Genomic DNA, 22093 nt, shown 5'->3' with positions numbered 1-22093 from the left:
TTCATCGGTCGCCTTCGCCAGTAGGCTCATGGAAACGCATGTGCTGACCGGCGAACGAAACATTTCACCGTAATCCCATAGGATATTGACGTTCCAAACCGGAGCGAAGATGGCGTCTCGAATAAAAGCGCGCGAGTGCAGAGAACAAGTGGACGGAATCTGGTTCCTATTACCAATACCCCAACCACTTCCACCACAAACTCCCAATCACCATCCAAATCAGCAGGTTAATTACACTAAGGACAAAACCGGTTTTCCACCATTCCCCCAGCGTCACATATCCAGAACCAAAAATAATAGGCGCCGTCCCTGTACCATAGTGGGTTAAGGACATCATCAGCGAGGAGGAAAATGCTAATACCAGACCCAGCAGCGCAGGCGGTGCGCCCAGCGCCAATCCTGCGGCAAAGAACGCGGCGAACATAGCGGTGATGTGCGCAGTGGTACTGGCAAAGAAATAGTGCGAATAGACGTACACCAGCGTCAGCAAAATCATCCCGCCAATCCAGCCCATGCCAAGATGAGAAATCGCACCACCGACCGTTTGGGAGAGCCAACTAATCAGCCCTAATTTTCCCAGATAGGTCGCCATCATCACAAGCGCGGCAAACCACACTACCGTATCCCAAGCACCTTTGTGCTTGAGCACGTCATCCCAACTCAAAACACCGCTGGCCAACAGAATAGACAATCCGATAAATGCTGCGGTGGTTGGATTTACCGTCCAGTCACTCCCCAATAGGAAAGCCGGGATTCCTGCCCACAGGAAGAGCAACAGCGCGAATACCCCTAGGGTAATTTTTTCCGCCAGCGAAATTGGCCCCAGATCACGCAGTTTATCTTTGGCAAATCGCGGCGCATCAGGCGTGCTTTTAATCTCCGGTGGATACAGCCAGTAAACAATTAACGGCATCACCAGCAGAGAAATAATGCCCGGTACCAATGCAGCAATTGCCCACATCGACCATGTCAGCTCAAAGGTCGAATCCGTTCCTTTCAGTAAAAGATTCACAATTAACGGGTTGGGCGCAGTCGCGGTGATAAACATCGCCGACGTTACGGGGTTGATGTTGTAGTTCACTAACGATAAATAGCGACCAATTTTCTCCGTTGAGCCCGGCTCCGGCTTCGAGCCAAAACTATCGGCAATCGACTTCATTATGGGGTGGATGATCCCCCCACCGCGCGCGGTATTACTTGGCGTAACCGGCGCTAACGTTGTTTCAGCAAGCGCCAACGCATAGGCAATGCCCAGCGTTTTTTTGCCAAACAGCGAAATAAAGTAATAACCAATGCGTGCCCCCAGCCCCGTTTTATTGAGGCTCAGGGAAATCATGATGGAAATCCCGATCAGCCAAATCAGCTGATTTGAAAAACCACTGAGCGCATCGTCCAGCGCAGCGGTGGGCTTACCCGGATTCGTGACTTGTGTAACGGCCACCAGCGCAATAGCAATAATGGACACGGCACCAATCGGCATCGCTTTACCAATAATGGCTGCAATGGTGCCCACGAATAGCGCAAGCAAGTGCCATGCATTTGGACTAACGCCCTCAGGCACAGGGATCACGAACCAGATAATCAATGCGATAGCGATGGAGATCAGCGAAGGTATAGGTTTAAGCGGTGTTAATTTACCCATATTGTCATCAACTCTTCCAAAGTGAGTCGGTATCTCAAAGCGAGACAGGCAAGCGTAGTTAGGTTTTGCACCTTACATCATACGTTTTATAGGCTCACTGCGCACGGGCCATGTGCATGCGATTGGGTGTATGACAGTGGTTTATCCAAAAATCAGTAAGCACAGTTATCCTCATCTGCGCTTACTGCTCAACTTAACAATTAACCTCCTGAAACAGCAATCGGTTCAAAACATCATCACTACATGCAACATTGTCTACCATTTCACAACGAGAAAGATTGTCATCCAGCTCATATTGAATGAACTCATGGATCTTCTTCATCCGAGGCCCATACTTAGCTTCGCTGGCTTCACATTTTGCATACAATAATTGCGCTATTTCATCCAATAAATCAGCGTCATCAACAGTGCCAGCCACTAATTGATCGAAACGCATAGGCGGAACACCTTTACCTGCTTCAATCCAACGCACCGCCAGCAATGGCCGCAACACGTAGAAGTATTTTTTCAAGCGAACTTCTTCACCTTGCAGATACCCACGAAAGTTTTTCCGCGCCATCGACAAATAGTGATAACGCCCACGTAAGCCAGAGAAGTAATCGGGCAACAATGCTCTTAATGCAGCGGTCGCCCTTTCCTCATTGCGATAAACAATCGGGGAATCCAGCCATTCCATCAACGTTGGGTTCGAGCGTTTTATCAACCCCAACGTTTTACGTAGCTCCCAGCCACACACGTCTAACTCATCGTCAATTGGCATTTCTATCACATCACGACCGGGCTCAACTCGCAGATACCATTCTGGTCGATGAACGTAAATAAAGCGCACATCATAATCACTGTCCGTTGAAGCAAATCCCCAGCCTCGGCTGCCTGATTCACAGGCGTACAATATGCGTATCTGATATTCCTCTTCCAACGCACACAGCGTCTGTTGAATACGCATCCGCATTGCGGCGCTTACGCCGCATGAAGTTCTGAGTTCCATAGGTAACATTACATCCCTTTAATTTGTATAAGCCCGTTTAGCACCTGATCTAATCCACCAAACACGGATATTTTATCGATACGCTCTGCGACTCTTTCCAACGTTTCTAACTCTTTTAGGCGCAGCGCCACGGGGTTGTTTTCCATGACTTTCGCCGTATTTAATAACGATCGCGTCGCAGAGGTTTCTTCACGACGGCGGATCACATTAGCCTGAGCCAATTTTTCCGCTTCAACCACACGCGACAAAATGGTTTTCATATCACCCGGTAAAACAATGTCTTTAACACCTAGCGATACGACCTCAATGCCATAGCCAACCAGTTTCCGCGACACCTGCTCACTCACGATGTCGTCTATAATCTGCTTATTCTCCAGCAACTCGTCTAATGTGCGTGTACCAACAGCCTCACGCAGCGCGAACTGCAACTCGCGATAAATGTGCTCCAGCGGTTTAGCAACCAAAGCAAATGATTGCAGCACATCGCTGTAGCGCCAGTTAGCGGCTAAGTTCAACCGAAGATTCACTTTGTCACGGGTCAATATCTCTTGCCCGCTGACTTCTAACACCTGCAAACGGGTATCAACAATTTCGGCTTCCACCGCATGGTTGAAGCGCCAATATCCACTAATACCAGGGCTTAACAACGCCTGTGTTGCACCATCAATTTTTAATATGCCGACATGCCACGCTGGCACCTGCACCAATAACACCCCTTCTCCACCTTTAATCGTACGGTTGCGTAATTTCGGTTGATGCAGCGCAGCCACAATCTCTGACGGTACTTCTACATTATTAGCCTCAATTCGTTCGATGCGTTGCTGATTGCCATTCAACCAATAAAGACGACGCGTCCCCGGTGGCAATATTTCCTGTAAAATGTCATTTTCATAGCGCAGGCCGATCTCTTGTTCAGATAAATCCACCGCGGTGCAATAGCGTTCAACCCACTCAGGCTGGTAGCTGCGTAAATGTTCGGCCAGTGCGGGTTCCACTCTGCTATCGCTAAGATTAACCACCGTCACTGCCAACTGATTAGTCCAGTCAAAAAAGCGATATTCTCCCGCTTCGAGTACTTTCTGATAATCGCCTTTCTTCGTCAGTAAACCGATCTGCCCTTTTTGTATAATGATGTTCTTACGCATATTTTTTCTTCCTTGTGATTAATTAGCCCGCTGTCTTAGAAAACGGGCAGTGACGCGAAGCGGGTGGGGAGAACTCTCTAGCCGATACTCGCGCTAACGAGACCTTGCCACCTGCCCAGCGTGTTAGCTGGTTTTCTACGACGGTAACCATTAACGGCTTGGCTACACGGGCTGGCACTACAATAAATTTCTAAATTTCCTACCCATCAGGAATATTTGATGTTCTGGGATTCGAACCCAGGTTAACCAGGCCATCTACCGCTGGCAGAACACATCGCAGATAACGCAACTTGGCGTTCTTAATGTGCCGGTGGGAGTTTAGAATCCCTACGACCCCAGCAAGTGGCGTTATAAATATTGCCAAAAGCGTGCCATTTTTTAAAAACAGCAAAATAAAAAATTAATCACATGAAAAATAAGACATTTATTTTTATCGCTCGCGATATCGCCTTGAAGCAAATGCGTGTAAAGTTATCTTAAAATATCGTCATTTATAATTTAGGATAAACAATGAAGCGCAGAGTCGTTATTGGTGTGCTGGGCACTGTTCTGGATAAGCGCGGTAAACGAGCAAATCGTTGGAATAAATGGCGACCGACGGTAGGACTATGCCAACAGCCTGATTTGCCCATTGACCGGCTCGAACTTCTGTATCAGCCAAGAGATCTCGGCATGGCGCAGCAGGTAAGCGATGATATTGCCCAGCTCGGCAGCACTCAGGTTTGCCTGCATCAAGTTAATCTGCACGACCCGTGGGATTTTGAAGAGGTTTATACTGCATTTCTCGACTTTGCCACCCATTACCCTTTCGATACCGATAACGAAGAGTATTTAATCCACATCACCACCGGCACCCATGTGGTACAAATTTGCTGGTTCCTGCTCGCTGAAGCCCGCTATTTCCCAGCCAGCCTGCTACAAACCTCGCCAGCGCCTAAAAGCCAAGAGAAAACTGAGGCCACTCCCGCCGGTGTTTACTCCATTATCGATCTTGACCTTAGTCGCTATAGCAAATTAACTCGTCGCTTCCAGCGTGAACAGCAGGCTTCAATTTCATTTTTGAAATCGGGGATTGCCACTCGTAATGCCACCTTCAATACGCTGATTGATCAGATTGAACGCGTTGCCTTACGTTCGACGGCACCTATTCTGCTGACTGGCCCCACCGGGGCGGGTAAGTCATTTTTGGCACAGCGTATTTACCAGTTGAGACAATCACGGCATAAAGTTAGCGGGCGATTTGTGGCCGTAAACTGTGCGACGCTACGCGGGGACAACGCGATGTCAACCTTGTTTGGTCACATCAAAGGGGCATTTACCGGTGCGCTACAGGCGCGTAGCGGCCTGCTGCGAGAAGCCGACGGCGGCGTGCTGTTTTTGGACGAGATCGGAGAGTTAGGACTCGATGAACAGGCCATGCTGCTCAAAGTAATCGAAGAAAAAAGGTTTTTACCTTTTGGCTCAGATAAAGAGGTTTCCAGCGATTTTCAACTCATTGCAGGCACCCATCGCGATATGCGGCAATGGGTCAAGCAAGGACGTTTTCGCGAGGATTTATATGCGCGCATCAATATGTGGACTTTTCCTCTCCCCAGCTTGGCGCAGCGGCGAGAAGATATAGAGCCGAATCTGGATTTTGAACTCAACCGCTATAGCCAAGAACAGCAAGCACAGGTGCGTTTCAATAAAGAAGCACGTCAACGCTATCTGCAATTTGCCTGTTCCGAGCAGGCTGAATGGCGAGGAAACTTCCGTGAACTAGCGGCTTCGGTCACCCGTATGGCAACACTTGCGGATACAGGCCGTATTGATGACGAACTGGTACAAGAAGAAATCGCTCGGCTACAACAAAACTGGCAAAAAGATCAGCCAGAAATTTTACCCGATCTTCCCGAGTTAGATCTGTTCGATCGCAGCCAATTAGCCAGCGTGATCAGCGTCTGCCGCTCGTCAGACAGCTTATCCGAGGCAGGACGTAAGCTATTCTCCGTATCACGCCAACTGAAAAAACAGCCCAATGACGCCGACCGTCTACGTAAATATCTGGCGCGTTTTGGGCTAAGTTGGGAGATCATCAAAGGAGAATAAATTACCTAAGGCACATCTCGCACTCGCAAGCACAAAATCAAGGCCACTATCGCCAGCGCTGTCGCTAGCCAATATACCGCGTAGTGGCCTAATGTTTCAGCCAGCGCGCCTTGTAATACCCCTGCCATAATCACACCGGTCGAAATACTGTTAGTGAATAGCGTCGTCGCACTGCCCGCTCGACCCGGCATTAAATCTTGAAAATAGAGCATGCCGATACCGGCAATAATTCCGATGAACACCGCGTTAAACAACTGCAACACCATCAATGCCAATTTGAATTTAAACAACACCAAACCGGCATAAAATAAGACCCCAGCGGCAACGGCAAACAGCATCATGTTACGTTTGCCAAAACGTTTAACGTAGTAACCCGCTAGAATCATCGCGGGAATCTCTAAACCTGCAGCAGTCCCCATCAAGAGCCCTGCCAAATTTTCTGGCAGATCAAGATCTTGCGTGATATACAGCGGCATATCAATGATATACATGGTATTGCAGGTCCACATCAGCATGGAGGAGATAAACAGCATCACCACGTTTTTGTCGCCAAACGCATTGGTGGGAATAACGACGGCTTCACCCGTGGTTTCTGTGCGGGGCATTGATGGCAACATAAAGGCCACCAGCACAATCGCAAGAATAAACACGGCAGCAGCAATCAAATACATAAAAGTGAAGCCGTAATTCAGCGCCAGCATGAATGAAAGCGGCGGCCCAATCACCCATGCCAAAGAGAGCTGTGCTCGCATCACCGAACTAAACATCACAACTTCGCTGGCTGAACGGTCGGCATATTCACGCGCTAAGGCAAAAATCTGCGGCATTCCCGTATTCGCCAGCGCTGCCAAGAAAACGCCTGCGGAGATCAGCAACAAATAACTGCGACAAAACGCAAACAACAGGCAGTTTCCCACCGCCATTGCGCAACAAAACATGATCAGTTTGCGACGATCGCCCTGACGATCGGAACGCTTCGCTAGCAAGAAACTCACCGCAATCCCGACAATCGCATTCACCGTATAAAAGAGGCCAACCCAAAGGGGACGCACCTTCACTTCAGTCGTTAAAAATAAACTTAGCGTAGGAGCCTGAAGCGCTCCCGCAATTCCGGTTAAGAATGCAACAATCAAAAACGCGGCATAGATGGGATTAATTCGGCGGCGAGCAGTCAACAAAGAGGTCATCCTGATTTCCTAAGCTGGCATTATCAAATACGGCTGGCAGTACGATAACAGAAAAAAACCAGCAGGCAGACCTGCTGGTCGGTGAAAAGCACCATTACTCAGAAACACTCTTTGATGTCGGAGAGACAAATGATTACTCACCTCTTTCTCTTTCATCTGCTGAAATTATCTGCGTAATATAGGGAAAGAAAAATTGATAGCTTTACCTAAAAAGGTTCCTCTTTTATGGCGACGTCGCGTTTACAACATCAATTCATCCGCTTATGGCAAAGTTTTCAAGGCAAATCAGCGGAAACCACGCTAGCCGATCTGGCAGAAACGCTCAGTTGCTCGCGTCGTCATGTGCGAACCTTACTCAACGCTATGCAGCAACAAGGATGGTTACATTGGCAGGCCGAGTCTGGACGTGGTAAACGCTCCACACTCACTTTCCAATCAACTGGCCTTCAGGTACAGCAGTTACGCGCCGAAGAGCTGCTAGACCAAGATCATATCGAGCAGTTAGTGCAACTGGTTGGCGACCGCAGCTCAGTGCGCCAAATGCTGCTCTCTCAGCTAGGACGCAGCTTCCGTCAGGGTAAGCATATCCTGCGTATTCTTTACTATCGCCCGCTGTTTAATTTGCTTCCAGGAACGCCAATGCGTCGCTCCGAAACCCATTTGGCCCGACAGATATTTAGCGGCCTCACTCAGCTAAATGAGGAAAACGGGGAACTCGAGCCCGATCTAGCGCATCACTGGCAGGCTTTAACGCCGCTGCATTGGCGCTTTTACCTACGCCCCGCTATTCGTTTTCATAACGGACGCGAGCTAGAAATGGCCGATGTGATCCACTCTCTTGAACGGCTGCGGGAACAACCGCTGTTTTCACATCTGAAAAGCATTACCTCCCCAAATCCGTACGTTATTGATATTCAAATAAGCACGCCAGATGAGTGGCTACCGTGGCTACTCGGCAGCGTCAACGCCATGATTCTACCGCGCGAATGGAAATCACTGCCCAATTTTACTCGCTCCCCCATCGGGACTGGGCCCTATCAGGTGGTACGTAATACCCAGACTCAGCTTAAAATCCGCGCCTATGACGACTACTTTGGTTTTCGCGCGCTAATCGATGAAGTCAATATCTGGGTGTTACCCGAAATTTCGGAAGAACTGGTGCACGCAGGCGTGCAGCTTCAGTCCGATGAAACCGGAAAAGATGAATTAGAAAGTCGTTTGGAAGAGGGCTGCTATTTCATGCTGTTTGATCAGCGCTCAGCAATCACCTCCGACCCCGCAGTGCGTGAATGGCTGTGTCAGGTCATCAACCCTATCGCGTTGCTGAATAAAGCGAGCAAGATCCATCAACGCTACTGGTCACCTGCGTATGGCATTTTGCCTCGCTGGCACCACAACCTACTGATTAGCGATAACGAGAAACCGGCCCATCTGACCCATCTCACGCTGACGGTGTACACCAAGCACTCGGAGTTTCACGCAATATTCTTGGCACTAAAACCGCTGCTTGCAGACTATGGCGTTGAGCTCACGATGCAAGAAATCAGCTATAGCCGCTGGTATGAAGGCGATGCAAAAAGCGATCTGTGGCTGGGTAGTGCTAACTTTTACATGCCGCTCGAATTCTCGATTTTTTCGATGATGTATGAATTGCCTCTGCTACAGCACTGCCTGAGTGGCGATTTGCAGCAAGATGCCAGCCAGTGGCGTAACAACGCTCTGCCGATGGCGGAATGGAGCCAACGTCTAGTGCAAGAGCATCAGCTTCACCCCCTATTTCATCACTGGCTCAAACTCCACGGACAGCACAGCATGCGCGGTGTCCGGATGAACACTCTCGGCTGGTTCGACTTCAAATCCGCATGGTTCGCGCCTCCAGCGCAATCCAACGAAAGCGATATTCACGAATTAACCGTTTCAACCGGCTGTGAAAAACCTCGATAACGTTATTAATCCTTTCTAATAACACATGCTCTCTTTACAATAACGCGCTGTTCTCAACGGGGTGCAGAAAACAGAGTTGGATCGGCGATCTAAAAAACGCCGTGAGCAAGCGTTCAGCCGATGGAGGCCGGAGCGGAGTAACCGCAGCATACAATAGTATGTGAGGATTACGAGCACCGCACGACATCGGATCAACGCGGGCGCAACCAGTTTTTTGCTGAGAGAAACCCGTCGAACCTGATCCGGATAATACCGGCGGAGGGATTTGAGAGCGTATCCACGCTTGCTCAAAGACCTTTGCGACCTGACTTAACTCACGGAGTGCAAAGTGTTGAAACGAATAATTCCTGCCTTGATGCTGATATCTACGGCTTTTGCGGTGCATAGCGCTGCCGATAAACCGGTTCTAACGGTTTATACCTATGACTCTTTTGCTGCGGAATGGGGGCCTGGCCCGAAAGTGAAAGCCGCTTTTGAAAAAGAGTGTGGCTGCGAGCTGAAATTTGTGGCGCTAGAAGACGGCGTTTCGGTGTTAAACCGCATTCGAATGGAAGGCCAAAAGAGCAGTGCCGACGTAGTGTTGGGGCTGGATAATAACTTGGTGCAGGCGGCGGAAAAAACGGGGCTGTTCGTGCCTAGCAACGTTGATACGCAGACACTCACTGTCCCTGGCGGCTGGCGGAATAACACATTTGTGCCTTATGACTATGGCTATTTTGCCTTCGTTTACAACAAAAACACGTTGAAAAATCCGCCAACTAGCCTGAAGCAATTGATAGAAAACCCTGAAAAATGGAAAGTGATTTATCAAGATCCACGCACCAGTACACCCGGTCTTGGCCTGATGCTGTGGATGCAAAAGGTGTATGGCGACCAAGCGCCACAGGCGTGGCAAAAATTGGCGCAAAAAACCGTGACGGTCACCAAGGGGTGGAGCGAAGCGTACGGTTTATTCCTTAAAGGCGAAGCCGATTTAGTCTTGAGTTACACCACATCGCCGGCGTATCACATCATCGAAGAAAAAAAAGATAACTACGCCGCCGCTGAATTTAGCGAAGGGCACTATCTGCAGGTAGAAGTTGCAGCGCAGCTTGCGGGCAGCAAACAACCAGAACTGGCACATAAATTTATGCAGTTCATCACAACACCGGCATTCCAGAATGAAATGCCTACTGGAAACTGGATGTATCCGGTTATCCAAACGACGCTGCCACAGGGCTTTGAACAGTTAAACGTCCCCGCTAAGGCTCTCGAATTCACCCCAGCCGAAGTCGCTCAAAACCGCGCAACATGGATCCGCTCATGGCAAGCCGCCGTCAGCCGTTAATTCCATTCTGGTTACTTCCAGGGCTGTTCGCCGCCATTGCTATTATTGCCGTGGCGACGGCAGCGTTTAGCGCCCTTTGGCGTCACGCTCCGGAGTCGGATTGGCATAGCCTGTTGCAAGATGACTACCTGTGGCATGTCGTGCGTTTTACTTTTTGGCAGGCGTTTCTGTCCGCCATGTGCTCCGTATTCCCTGCCATCTTGCTCGCACGGGCGCTGTTCCGTCGCCGATTCATCGGCAGGCAGCTATTGCTGCGGCTCTGTGCCATGACACTGGTGCTACCGGTACTGGTCGCGGTCTTCGGTATCCTCAGTGTTTATGGAAGGCAAGGCTGGCTGGCGCAAATTTGCCAATGGCTGGGGATTGATTACGCATTCTCGCCTTATGGTTTACAGGGCATTTTGCTTGCGCATATCTTCTTTAACCTGCCGTTAGCGGCGCGCCTATTGCTACAGGCGCTGGAGAATATCCCCACAGAGCAACGCCAGCTCGCCGCTCAACTCGGCATGAGCAGTTGGCAGCAGTTCCGTTTTGTTGAATGGCCCTATCTGCGCCGCCAAATCCTGCCCGCTGGCGCGCTCATCTTTATGTTATGTTTCGCCAGCTTTGCCACCGTGCTGTCTCTTGGCGGGGGCCCTCAGGCGACGACTATCGAACTCGCTATTTATCAGGCCTTAAGCTACGACTACGACCTCAGCAGGGCTGCGCTTTTAGCCATGCTGCAACTGTTCTGCTGTTTAGGCTTAGTGATGTTGAGCCAAAAACTCAGCGGTATTCTCCCCGTCGGCCATACACGAGCCATCAAATGGCGTAATCCGCAAGACACTCTCTTCGCTCGCTGGATCGACGGTAGCGTAATTTTATGCGCCCTGCTGCTTATTCTGCCCCCGCTGTTTGCCGTGGTTGCTGATGGCTTAAATCAGGCGGTTAACCGCGTGCTCGTCCAGCCTATTTTGTGGCAGGCCACGCTTACATCGTTAAAAATTGCACTCGGCGCTGGTTTGCTGGCCGTGTTGCTAACCATGATGCTGTTGTGGAGCAGTCGTGAACTGGTGCTGCGCCAGCGACGCTGGCTGGGGCAAGGCATGGAGTTAACCGGAATGCTGATTTTAGCGATGCCGGGCATTGTGCTAGCCACCGGCTTCTTTTTGCTGCTCACGGATACCATTGGCATTCCACAGTCCGCCTACGGATTAGTGATTCTAACCAATGCCCTTATGGCCATCCCGTACGCGCTTAAAGTGCTTGAAAATCCAATGCGCGATCTGGCTGAGCGTTATAATCCGCTGTGTCTATCGCTGCGCATTCAAGGCATTAACCGACTCAGGCTGATTGAGCTACGCGCGCTTAAGCGCCCGCTGTCTCAAGCCATGGCGTTCGCCTGCGTTCTGTCCTTGGGGGATTTTGGCGTGGTGGCGCTATTTGGCAATGAGCAATTCCGTACGCTGCCATTCTACCTTTATCAGCAAATTGGGGCTTATCGCAGCCAAGATGGTGCAGTCACCGCGCTGTTATTATTGATCTTGTGTTTCTTACTTTTCACTCTGCTGGAACGCCTTCCAGGGCGGGATAAATCATGATTACGCTGAACGATCTCACTTATCTCTATGAGCATCAGCCGATGCGTTTTTCACTCGATGTTTCTGCGGGAGAGCGGATTGCCATATTGGGGCCAAGCGGCGCAGGCAAAAGCACTCTGCTGGCGTTAATTGCGGGTTTTCTCATGGCAGACAAAGGCACGGTGATGCTTGATGGTATCAATCACACCAACACGCCCCCCTCTAAGCGCCCCGTATCTATGTTATTTCAAGAGAATAATCTGTTCTCTCATCTGAGCATTGAGCAAAATTTAGGATTAGGGCTTGATGCGGGATTACGTTTGAACCGCACTCAAAAACAGCGCTTACATGAGATTGCGCAGCGGGTCGGAATTATCGATTGTTTACCCCGATTGCCGTCCCAGCTTTCTGGTGGACAACGTCAACGGGCAGCGCTGGCGCGCTGTCTGCTGCGTCATCAGCCCATCCTGTTGCTCGATGAACCCTTCTCCGCGCTCGATCCGGCGCTACGTGGCGAGATGCTGCAACTGTTGGAACAGGTGTGTTCAGAGCAAAACCTCACTCTGCTGATGGTTTCGCACAACCTAGATGATGCCGCGCGCATTGCGTCGCGCACGTTGCTGATCGCCGATGGACGATTCGCCTACGACGGCAGCACCCAAGATTTGCTCGATGGGAAAGATCCGCTGGCTGCGGCGCTACTAGGACGTTAAATCGACATCATTCATATGCTGAGAAGATGATAAATGCGTCAGTTTACGCAATCTATTTTCAGCGTATCATTTATTCTATTTATTATTTTATAAGTTTTGTTATTTTAATAATTATTATTCCCTCCTGTTCTAAATTAGATATTGTCACCATGATACAATTGTCACCGGATACATTATTTTATAAATACAAAATAGGGAAATATGAAAATTTTATATAAATGGAAAAAGCTAGCACTGTGCATATTGCTGGCAAGCACCACAACCATCACTGCCTGTGATGATAATAAAAGCACCAAGACTGCGACATCAGAGAACGACACGCAGAAACAGGTTAGAGATAAAGAGCAACACCAAATAGTTAAATACAATGCTTATATTGATGTTGCTAATGCTGAGTTCATTACCGATGGTTTCTCCGGTGATTTTGAGACGCAGATGCAATTCATCAACGACAACATTGAAAATAAAAAACCGTTAAAAAATTACTTCGCAGTCAACGACAATAATATTCAAGGCAAGAAAAAAGGGCTAGAGAACGCCCTTAAAATGGAAGGAAACCTCGCTGAACTGGACGTTGCAGCGGAACAATACCTGCAAGCGCTCAACGTTCTCGAACCACTGAATCAAGAACTATCCATGTATGGAAGTACTAAGGAATATCTTTCAGACGGTGGTAAGCTATTTATGGAGAAAGAACCCGCGTTGTTTGAACAACTCAAAAAAGTTCTGTTAGCGGAGAATGAGTTTAAAGAACAGATACAGATACTTGATGAGAAAAATATAAAGCAGACGTTCGATAGCGCTAAAAAAGAATCATTGTCCTATTATAAAATAGGCGTTATTTACTACGGCAAACTCATTAGCCGTGAAATAAAAGAAGCCATTTCTCAAGCGGATAATACCGGCCTCGCCAAACTGGATGAAAATATCAACTTGATGAACACGCTAGTTAAAGGCTATGACAAAACTAAAACGGTTACCGGCGGTACCTGTCTGAGTAGCATGACTTTATTTTTAGCCTCAGCGCGCACTATTAGCAATGAACTGAAACATGATAGAACAGAATACACCACGGTTCCCCCCGCCGCCTTCCCAGGTATGGCGAGTATGCAACGAGGTTCCCCTGCTCAGCAGGAAGCAAACACGATGAATGATAATTTATCTTCTGTCATCGATAGCTTTAACACTGACGGATGTTAACCCCAAGCTTTCATAACAAAACTGAGAAAGGTTAAATATCAAGGGCTGGTATCAACCCGCCCCTAACCTTAAAAATGCACCACCTTCCACAATAGCGAGCGATAAATGGGCATGAGGGGATGGTTGTGCATAAAGACAAAACTCACTGCGGCCAAACCCCACATGGTCACGGTGGCGATACGCAGGCGCAGCGGTGTTAACCACTGAGAGAGTTTATCCGCCGAGCGTTTCCCTTCTCGCCACCAGCGCCAACTTAGCCAGCCAGCAATCCAAATCGATACCACAACTAACGCGAGCAGCACTTTGAATAGCGTACTGCCACTACCGGCGGGGATATCAATCGCCACTCCCGCCAGAATGCCTGGAAAGAAATAAACCGGCGGCCACGTAATACAGCCAATGATATTGGGTGGAATAAATTTGCGCGGTGGGAGCGCCAACATTCCCGCCACCATCGGCACAACGGGACGAGTAGGGCCTACGAAGCGTCCAATCAACACTGTCATCATGCTATGACGATGCAGCGCATGTTCTGTTCTATCCAGCAGCGCTTTATTCTTCTTGATAAATGACCAACGATGTAATGGATCTTTAAAGGCGCGGCCAATAAAATATGAAATCCAGTCACCAGCAAAACACGCCAAAATCCCCACGCCCCAAGCATAGTAAAAATTCACCTGTCCACTACCGATCAGAGCACCTAGCGTCGCCATCATGACGGTTCCCGGCAAAAGCAGCCCCACCAACGCCAGAGACTCTAAAAACGCCACTAAAAATACGGCGATCAATGAGTAGGCCACTGACTGAGTCACCAAGTGTTGCAGGTATGCTTCCATAATTCTTCCACCGGAAATAATGAGCCAGCGATTTTGCGTAGCGCCCTCTTTGTCGTCAACATCTCATTGAGGGGATAAACGTTTATTTACAAATGAGTAACTTAATGAGTATAGGTAATGGTGGGGATTTCGGCTGAATGACGATTATGAAGCGACTGTGTCATATTTCGTTCGCCAACCGTTTATGAAGCAGCTGTGTAAGATTTCGTTCGCCGGTCAGCAAATGCGTTTCCATGAAACTGCTGGCGAAGGCGACCGATGAGAGCCCCGTTGCGCGGGGGCTCTCAACTCGCGCGCTTTTATCCGAGACGCCATTCCCGCTCCGGTTTGGTATCGCCCATCCAGGGCGCCCCAAACTCCGCCGATACATCCCTGTATCGGCGGCTCTCCCTACCAAGACTTAAACGATTAAAAAGGCAAAGGCAAAGGCAAAGGCAAAACAATATTGTTTTGTTTTTTCGTGTTGAAAGAATGCATGATAGAACCGCCATCAGGGAAGATGGCGGTAGGTCGAGGGCGTACAGGATGTGCGCTCCGAGACCGGTCGGCCAAACGACGCGGTAAAAAAGCGCGAGAGTCGAGAGGTTGCGCGCTGGCAACCGCTCGTCGGACGCCTACGCCAGCAGTTTCATGGAAACACAAACGCTGACGGGCGGACGAAAACTTTCACCATTTTTACATAGAAAGGTTCTGACGTATTTTTGTGTTGAAAGAATGCATTTTAGAACCGCCATCAGGGAAGATGGCGGTAGGTCGAGGGCGTACAGGATGTGCGCTCTGAGACCGGTCGGCCAAGCGACGCGGTAAAAAGCGCGAGAGTCGAGAGGTTGCGCGCTGGCAACCGCTCGTCGGACGCCTACGCCAGCCGTGTCATGGAAACACAAATGCTGACGGGCGGACGAAAACCTTCACCGTTCTAGTATAGAAATAATCTGGATGGAAGTCGGAGATTGAGCTGCCTTGCTCGGACGCTGGCACGGAGTGCATATCAGTTTCGGTGCATTAGGCGTACGAAACATTACATCGTTCTAACATACAAGAGCCAAGCACCCCGTAGACAACCACTGTATAAATACTCATACTAGCAATCAATACTTTCCCTTTATCGGCCAAAAGCACCACGATGACCCAATCCCCACAGCAAGGCTTCGTCCTCACCCGTCATTGGCGGGATACACCGGCCGGCGTGTCGGTGGAGCTGTGGCTGGCAACCGATAATGGACCACAAAAAGTTATTCTACCGCCGCAGAAAGCAGTGGCCTTTTTGCCCGCGGAGCAGCTTCCACAAGCTGAAAAACTGCTGCATAGCGAACGTCATGTGGAAATCAAACCATTGCCGATGAAGGATTTTCATCATCGTCCCGTGGTCGGCGTCTATTGTCACAGCTATCGCCAACTGATGAACCTTGAAAAGACATTCAAGGAACATGGAATCACGCTGTATGAGGCCGATATTCGCCCACCGGATCGCTATCTGATGGAGCGTTTCATCTGTGCTCCGGTGTGGTTTTCTGGCCATCAGGATACTCAAGGCGTTTGGCGTAATACCCAATTGAAACCGAACCCCTCCTATCGCCCCACGCTTAAGCTAGTCTCGTTGGATATCGAAACCACCATGCACGGTGAACTCTATTCCATCGGACTTCATGGCTGTGGCCAGCGCGTGGTCTATATGTTGGGGCCAGAAAACGGTGATGCCAGTCAGTTAGATTTCGAACTGATCTATGTCAACAGTCGTCCTCAGCTATTAGAAGCGTTAAATCAGTGGATAGCGCAGCACGATCCTGATGCGATCATCGGCTGGAACCTGATCCAATTTGACCTACGCGTATTGCAAAAACACGCCGAACGCTACGCGATACCGCTGCGTTTAGGACGCGGTGGCGACGTTTTAGAATGGCGCGAGCACGGTTTTAAGCAAGGGCATTTTTTTGCCTCTGCCACCGGCCGGTTGATTATTGACGGCATTGAGGCGCTCAAAAGCGCATTTTGGAATTTCCCTTCGTTCAGCTTAGAAAACGTTTCACAAACGCTGTTGGGCGAGGGTAAAGCCATGGACGATCCTTACAGTCGGATGTCGGAGATCGACCGACGCTTTCGCGAAGATAAGCCAGCGCTGGCTCATTACAACCTGAAAGACTGTGAGCTAGTGACCCGCATTTTTGACCATACGCATTTGATGACGTTTTTGCTTGAGCGCGCGACGGTCACAGGCCTGAATGCTGACCGTAACGGTGGCTCCGTCGCCGCATTTACCCATCTCTATCTGCCACGTATGCATCGCGTCGGATTTGTCGCGCCTAATCAGGGCGATTTGCCAGAAGAGGCGAGCCCCGGCGGCTTTGTGATGGATTCGCGCCCCGGTTTGTATGACTCCGTGTTGGTGTTGGACTATAAAAGCCTGTATCCCTCGATTATCCGTACGTTTCTTATCGACCCCGTCGGCTTAATTGAAGGTTTGCGACAACCAGACGACGCGCATTCTATCTCCGGTTTTCGCGGTGCGCGCTTTGCCCGCGCACAGCACTGTTTACCAGACATCGTTAGCCAAATCTGGCAGGGGCGCGAAGCCGCCAAACGAGAGAAGAATGCGCCGCTCTCACAGGCGTTAAAGATCATCATGAACGCCTTTTATGGTGTGCTTGGCTCAAGCGGTTGCCGCTTCTTCGATCCGCGTTTGGCATCATCGATCACCATGCGCGGACACGAAATTATGCGCCGCACCCGAGAGTTGATCGAGGCTGAAGGCTATCCCGTGATTTACGGAGATACCGACTCGACCTTTGTGTGGCTTAATCGGGCACACGACGAACAGCAAGCCGCCGCCATTGGACAACATCTCATTACCGTCGTAAACCAGTGGTGGAAAGAGCATCTTCGCACCGAATACGGTTTAGAAAGTGCATTAGAATTAGAATATGAATGTCACTATCGCCGCTTCTTAATGCCAACCATTCGCGGTGCCGAACTGGGCAGTAAAAAACGCTATGCAGGGCTTAAAGGCGATGAAATGGTGTACAAAGGAATGGAAACCGTGCGCAGTGACTGGACGCCTTTGGCACAGCAATTTCAGCAAGAACTGTATCAACGTATTTTCCTCAAACAGCCGTATCAGGAGTTTATTCGTGATTATGCGGCTCGTCTGATGAACGCTGAATTCGATGACAGACTGGTTTATCGTAAACGCCTAAGACGAAAGCTGAGCGATTACCAGCGTAACGTCCCACCTCATGCGCGCGCGGCGAAAATTGCCGATGAATATAACCGCGAGCTCAATCGTCCGTTGCAGTATCAAAACGGCGGCTGGATTAGCTATGTCATCACCACCGCAGGGCCGGAGCCATTAGAGTGCCAACGTGCGCCCATTGACTACGATCATTACCTCTCGCGCCAGCTTCAGCCGGTCGCCGATGCTATTTTACCCTTCATGCAGGATGACTTTTCTACGCTGGTTGCTGGTCAGCTTGGACTGTTTTAATTCAGACAAATCTTTTTTGGGGGTGACGAAAGCGCTGTCATCCATTAACATAGCGGCCTTCCCTCATTTCAAATATTGACTTCATTGCTTATTCAAAGCAACGAAGCGGCCTGCTATCGCTAATTAATGTAGGCCAAGTGAAAATCACTTACCCACGGCAGCGCCTGCTGCCTACGCAGTAGTTGTTCAATCATCAGTGTTCAATACATAAAAAGTTGAGTCGATAATCTATGCCATTTACCTTAGGTCAACGCTGGATCAGCGATACGGAAAGCGAATTAGGATTAGGAACTGTGGTCGCATTGGATGCGCGCATGGTGACATTGCTTTTCCCTGCGACCGGTGAAAACCGCCTTTACTCACGTAATGACTCCCCAATTACTCGCGTTATGTTTAACCCGGGTGACACTATCACCAGCCATGACGGTTGGCAGTTGAAGATAGATGAAGTCAAAGAGGAAAATGGTCTGCTGATCTATATCGGCACCCGATTGGATACTGAAGAAGCTAACGTCGTGATGCGCGAAGTATTACTCGATAGCAAGTTGACCTTCAGCAAACCACAAGACCGCCTGTTTGCCGGACAAATCGACCGTATGGATCGCTTTGCTCTGCGTTTTCGTGCGCGTAAATATCAAAGCGAGCAGTTCCGACTGCCGTGGAGCGGTCTGCGCGGCATGCGCGCCAGCCTGATCCCTCATCAGTTGCACATTGCGTATGAAGTCGGCCAACGTCACGCGCCGCGTGTTTTATTAGCCGATGAAGTGGGCTTGGGTAAGACCATCGAAGCAGGGATGATTATTCATCAGCAACTGCTAGCCGGTCGCGCAGAACGCATCCTGATCGTGGTGCCTGAAACTCTACAACACCAGTGGCTGGTCGAAATGCTGCGCCGCTTTAACCTGCGTTTCTCGCTGTTTGACGATGCTCGTTATTCAGAAGCTATGCTGGATGCCACCAACCCGTTTGAAACCGAACAGATGGTGATTTGCTCCCTAGACTTCGTGCGTCGCAACCGTCAGCGTTTAGAGCAGATGGCCGATGCCTCTTGGGATCTGCTCGTCGTTGACGAAGCGCATCATCTGGCCTGGAGCGAAAATGCTCCTAGCCGCGAATATCAGGTGATTGAACAGCTTGCCGAGCACATTCCGGGCGTACTGCTACTGACAGCAACTCCTGAGCAATTAGGCCAAGAGAGCCACTTCGCACGTCTGCGTCTGCTCGATCCAAACCGCTTCCATGACTATCAGGAATTCGTCAGCGAGCAGCAGAAATATCGTCCGGTGGCTGACGCTGTCACCCTGCTGCTCAACGATGGTCATTTGACCAACGAAGAGCTCAATATGCTGAGCGAAATGATCGCCGAGCAAGATATTGAACCGTTACTGAAAGCGGCTAACGCAGGCGGCACCGGCAGCGTAGATGCGCGCAACGAGCTGGTCAAAATGCTGATGGATCGCCATGGCACTAGCCGCGTGTTATTCCGTAATACCCGTCAGGGCGTGAAAGGTTTCCCACAGCGTGAGCTGCACCAAATCACCCTGCCGTTGCCTTCTCAGTATCAAACCGCGATTAAAGTGTCCGGCATTATGGGCAGCAAGAAAACGGTTGAAGCCCGCGCGAACGATATGCTGTACCCAGAGCGTATTTATCAGGAATTTGAGGGCGAAAACGCAACCTGGTGGAACTTCGATCCACGCGTTGAGTGGCTGATGAACTTCCTGACCTCACACCGCGATGAAAAAGTGTTGGTGATTTGTGCTCAGGCGGCTTCAGCGGTCAATTTGGAACAGGTACTGCGTGAGCGTGAAGCGATCCGTGCCGCCGTATTCCATGAAGGCATGACCATCATCGAACGTGACCGTGCAGCGGCCTACTTCGCATCACAAGAAGAAGGCGCACAGGTGCTGCTGTGTTCTGAAATTGGTTCCGAAGGACGTAACTTCCAGTTTGCTCACCATTTGGTGATGTTCGATCTGCCGTTTAACCCTGATTTGCTGGAACAGCGTATCGGTCGTCTGGACCGCATTGGCCAGAACCACGACATCAAAATTTTTGTTCCTTGCCTGGAAAACACCGCGCAGTCAGTTTTGGTTCGTTGGTATCACGAAGGTCTAGATGCCTTTGAGCACACCTGCCCAACCGGTCGCACCATCTATGACAGCAGCTATCAAACGCTGTTGGGTTATTTAGCGGCGCCTTCTCAGTTGGAAGGCTTTGATGACTTCATCAAAGCGTGTCGTACTCAGCACGATGCGTTGAAAGCGCAGTTGGAGCAAGGGCGCGATCGTCTGCTAGAAATGCATTCTAACGGCGGTGACGCGGCTCAAGAACTGGCAGAAGCCATTGCCGACCAAGATAACGATGTCGGTTTGGTTAACTTTGCGCTGAACCTGTTCGACATTGTTGGTATCAATCAGGACGATCAGAGCGACAACATGATCATCCTCACGCCGTCAGAACATATGCTGGTGCCTGATTTCCCTGGTCTGCCGCAGGATGGTTGTACCGTGACTTTTGACCGCGAACAGGCTCTGTCGCGTGAAGACGCTCAGTTTATTAGCTGGGAGCATCCGATTATTCGTAACGGCTTGGATTTAATCCTCTCCGGCGATACCGGTAGCTGCGCCGTATCCTTGCTGAAGAACAAAGCGCTGCCCGTTGGAACACTGCTGCTGGAAGCCATTTATGTGGTCGAAGCTCAGGCACCGAAGCATCTGCAACTGACCCGCTTCCTGCCACCAACGCCGGTGCGTATGCTGCTCGATGCCAAAGGTACTAATCTGGCGGCTCAGGTCGAGTTTGAGAGTTTTAACCGTCAGCTGAACTCGATCAACCGCCATACCTCCAGCAAGCTGGTCAATGCCGTTCAGCCAAACGTGCACGCTATGCTACAGGCAGGTGAAGCATTGATTGGTGAACAAGCGACTGCGTTGATCAACGAAGCGAAGCGCGAAGCAGATGAAAAACTGAGCGCCGAGTTAGCGCGTTTGGAATCCTTGAAAGCCGTTAACCCGAATATTCGTGATGACGAGCTGGAAACGCTGGAGTTCAACCGTCGTCAGGTCCTTGAGAATCTGGATCAGGCAGGCTGGCGTCTGGATGCGATTCGCCTCATCGTGGTGTCACATCAATAATGGCCTCTTCTGAGAACCATAAGGGTGTTTTGCATAACACCCTTATTAACTCCGTCGCCAGTGGCGGTGATCTGGCGCTACCGGCGATAAAGTTGGGGGAATACTTCCCCGCGCTCGAACCTTGGCTGCACGTGTTGTATCAAGATGACCACATCATCGTGGTCAACAAACCCAGCGGGTTACTGTCCGTTCCCGGTAAAGCAGAGGAACATAAAGACAGCGTGATGACGCGCGTTCAGGTCGATTTTCCTATCGCCGAGTCAGTGCATCGTTTAGATATGGCGACCAGCGGCGTTATTGCCGTGGCGCTGACGAAAGCCGCTGAACGTGAGCTCAAGCGCCAATTTCGCGAACGCGAGCCGAAGAAGAGCTATATCGCGCGTGTTTGGGGACATATGGAGCACGATGAAGGTCTGATTGATTTGCCTTTGATTTGTGATTGGCCGAACCGCCCTAAGCAGAAAGTGTGTTTTGAGCATGGTAAGTCGGCGCAAACTCAGTATCAGGTACTCAGTCGTGATGCTGATGGTTCGACCCGCGTCAAGCTTACGCCCATCACGGGACGTTCACATCAGCTGCGAGTGCATATGCTGGCGTTAGGCCACCCCATTCTGGGCGATAAGTTCTACGCTCACCCAGAAGCTAAAGCGATGGCTTCACGGTTACAGCTTCACGCACAAGAATTACAGATCACGCACCCAGAGTTTGGCACACCGATGCATTTCCGCTGCGAGCCTGATTTTTAATCCCCTCCTCATCCGGTGGCTCTGTGAGCCACCTCCTATACCCATCACCTTGTTAGGGTTATAGTCCTTCGCGGTCATTCGATTTTCCTACCGCACTTTTTTG

At 50.1% G+C, this 22093-nt stretch carries 14 protein-coding genes and 1 riboswitch; of the genes, 9 read left to right on the top strand and 5 right to left on the bottom strand.

Annotation, left to right across the window (positions count from 1 at the left end; genetic code table 11):
• Positions 1-169: 169 nt before the first annotated feature.
• The 3 genes from M988_RS03485 to M988_RS03475 form a co-directional block, all read right to left on the bottom strand.
• On the bottom strand, positions 170-1642 hold the full coding sequence (locus tag M988_RS03485; RefSeq protein ID WP_039185769.1) for a DASS family sodium-coupled anion symporter: 1473 nt from the start codon (positions 1640-1642) through the stop codon (positions 170-172).
• A gap of 193 nt (positions 1643-1835) precedes the next feature.
• A complete protein-coding gene (locus M988_RS03480) occupies positions 1836-2639 on the bottom strand; it encodes a nucleotidyltransferase domain-containing protein (protein WP_064572861.1) in 804 nt (267 codons plus the stop codon).
• Positions 2639-3775, bottom strand: coding sequence for a slipin family protein (locus M988_RS03475; protein ID WP_064572858.1), 1137 nt, complete (start codon positions 3773-3775; stop codon positions 2639-2641). Before M988_RS03475 ends, M988_RS03480 begins: the two co-directional genes overlap by 1 nt.
• Before the next feature lie 510 nt (positions 3776-4285).
• Between M988_RS03475 and rtcR the strand changes: the two genes are divergently transcribed.
• Positions 4286-5863, top strand: coding sequence for an RNA repair transcriptional activator RtcR (gene rtcR, locus M988_RS03470; protein ID WP_064572856.1), 1578 nt, complete (start codon positions 4286-4288; stop codon positions 5861-5863).
• A gap of 5 nt (positions 5864-5868) precedes the next feature.
• On the opposite strand, the gene M988_RS03465 is transcribed toward rtcR, so the two are convergent.
• Positions 5869-7050, bottom strand: a complete 1182-nt coding sequence (locus tag M988_RS03465; RefSeq protein WP_064572854.1) for a sugar efflux transporter — start codon at positions 7048-7050, stop codon at positions 5869-5871.
• A gap of 225 nt (positions 7051-7275) precedes the next feature.
• Here M988_RS03465 and sgrR point away from each other — a divergent pair, with 225 nt between their 5' ends.
• The 5 genes from sgrR (at position 7276) to M988_RS03440 (ending at position 13793) form a co-directional block, all read left to right on the top strand.
• A complete protein-coding gene (gene sgrR / locus M988_RS03460; protein ID WP_008814615.1) occupies positions 7276-8994 on the top strand; it encodes an HTH-type transcriptional regulator SgrR in 1719 nt (572 codons plus the stop codon).
• A 186-nt stretch (positions 8995-9180) separates the two neighbouring features.
• Positions 9181-9275: riboswitch (TPP riboswitch) on the top strand.
• A gap of 47 nt (positions 9276-9322) precedes the next feature.
• Positions 9323-10321 carry a thiamine ABC transporter substrate binding subunit gene (gene thiB, locus M988_RS03455; RefSeq protein ID WP_064572853.1) on the top strand — a complete coding sequence of 333 codons (999 nt, stop codon included), beginning with the start codon at positions 9323-9325 and terminating at the stop codon, positions 10319-10321.
• Positions 10297-11901, top strand: coding sequence for a thiamine/thiamine pyrophosphate ABC transporter permease ThiP (gene thiP / locus M988_RS03450; RefSeq protein WP_064572850.1), 1605 nt, complete (start codon positions 10297-10299; stop codon positions 11899-11901). The genes thiB and thiP overlap by 25 nt, the downstream gene beginning before the upstream one ends.
• Positions 11898-12593, top strand: a complete 696-nt coding sequence (thiQ, locus tag M988_RS03445; RefSeq protein WP_008814618.1) for a thiamine ABC transporter ATP-binding protein ThiQ — start codon at positions 11898-11900, stop codon at positions 12591-12593. The genes thiP and thiQ overlap by 4 nt, the downstream gene beginning before the upstream one ends.
• 201 nt (positions 12594-12794) lie before the next feature.
• A complete protein-coding gene (locus M988_RS03440; RefSeq protein WP_064572849.1) occupies positions 12795-13793 on the top strand; it encodes a DUF3829 domain-containing protein in 999 nt (332 codons plus the stop codon).
• Positions 13794-13861: 68 nt separating this feature from the next.
• Here M988_RS03440 and M988_RS03435 read toward each other — a convergent pair whose 3' ends face one another.
• Positions 13862-14629, bottom strand: a complete 768-nt coding sequence (locus M988_RS03435; RefSeq protein ID WP_064572847.1) for a DedA family protein — start codon at positions 14627-14629, stop codon at positions 13862-13864.
• A 1123-nt stretch (positions 14630-15752) separates the two neighbouring features.
• Here M988_RS03435 and M988_RS03430 point away from each other — a divergent pair.
• From M988_RS03430 to rluA, 3 genes are all read left to right on the top strand, one after another.
• Positions 15753-18107: a DNA polymerase II gene (locus M988_RS03430; RefSeq protein WP_039185749.1), complete on the top strand. Its 2355-nt coding sequence runs from the start codon at positions 15753-15755 to the stop codon at positions 18105-18107.
• Positions 18108-18337: 230 nt separating this feature from the next.
• A complete protein-coding gene (gene rapA, locus M988_RS03425) occupies positions 18338-21244 on the top strand; it encodes an RNA polymerase-associated protein RapA (protein WP_008814622.1) in 2907 nt (968 codons plus the stop codon).
• Positions 21244-21990, top strand: coding sequence for a bifunctional tRNA pseudouridine(32) synthase/23S rRNA pseudouridine(746) synthase RluA (gene rluA, locus M988_RS03420; RefSeq protein WP_008814623.1), 747 nt, complete (start codon positions 21244-21246; stop codon positions 21988-21990). Before rapA ends, rluA begins: the two co-directional genes overlap by 1 nt.
• Positions 21991-22093 lie beyond the last annotated feature (103 nt).

Origin of the sequence: Hafnia paralvei ATCC 29927 (assembly GCF_001655005.1) — a bacterium.
Taxonomy (GTDB): domain Bacteria; phylum Pseudomonadota; class Gammaproteobacteria; order Enterobacterales; family Enterobacteriaceae; genus Hafnia; species Hafnia paralvei.
Note: the sequence above shows the minus strand (reverse complement) of the source record. Positions and strands in the feature narration are given on the sequence as shown.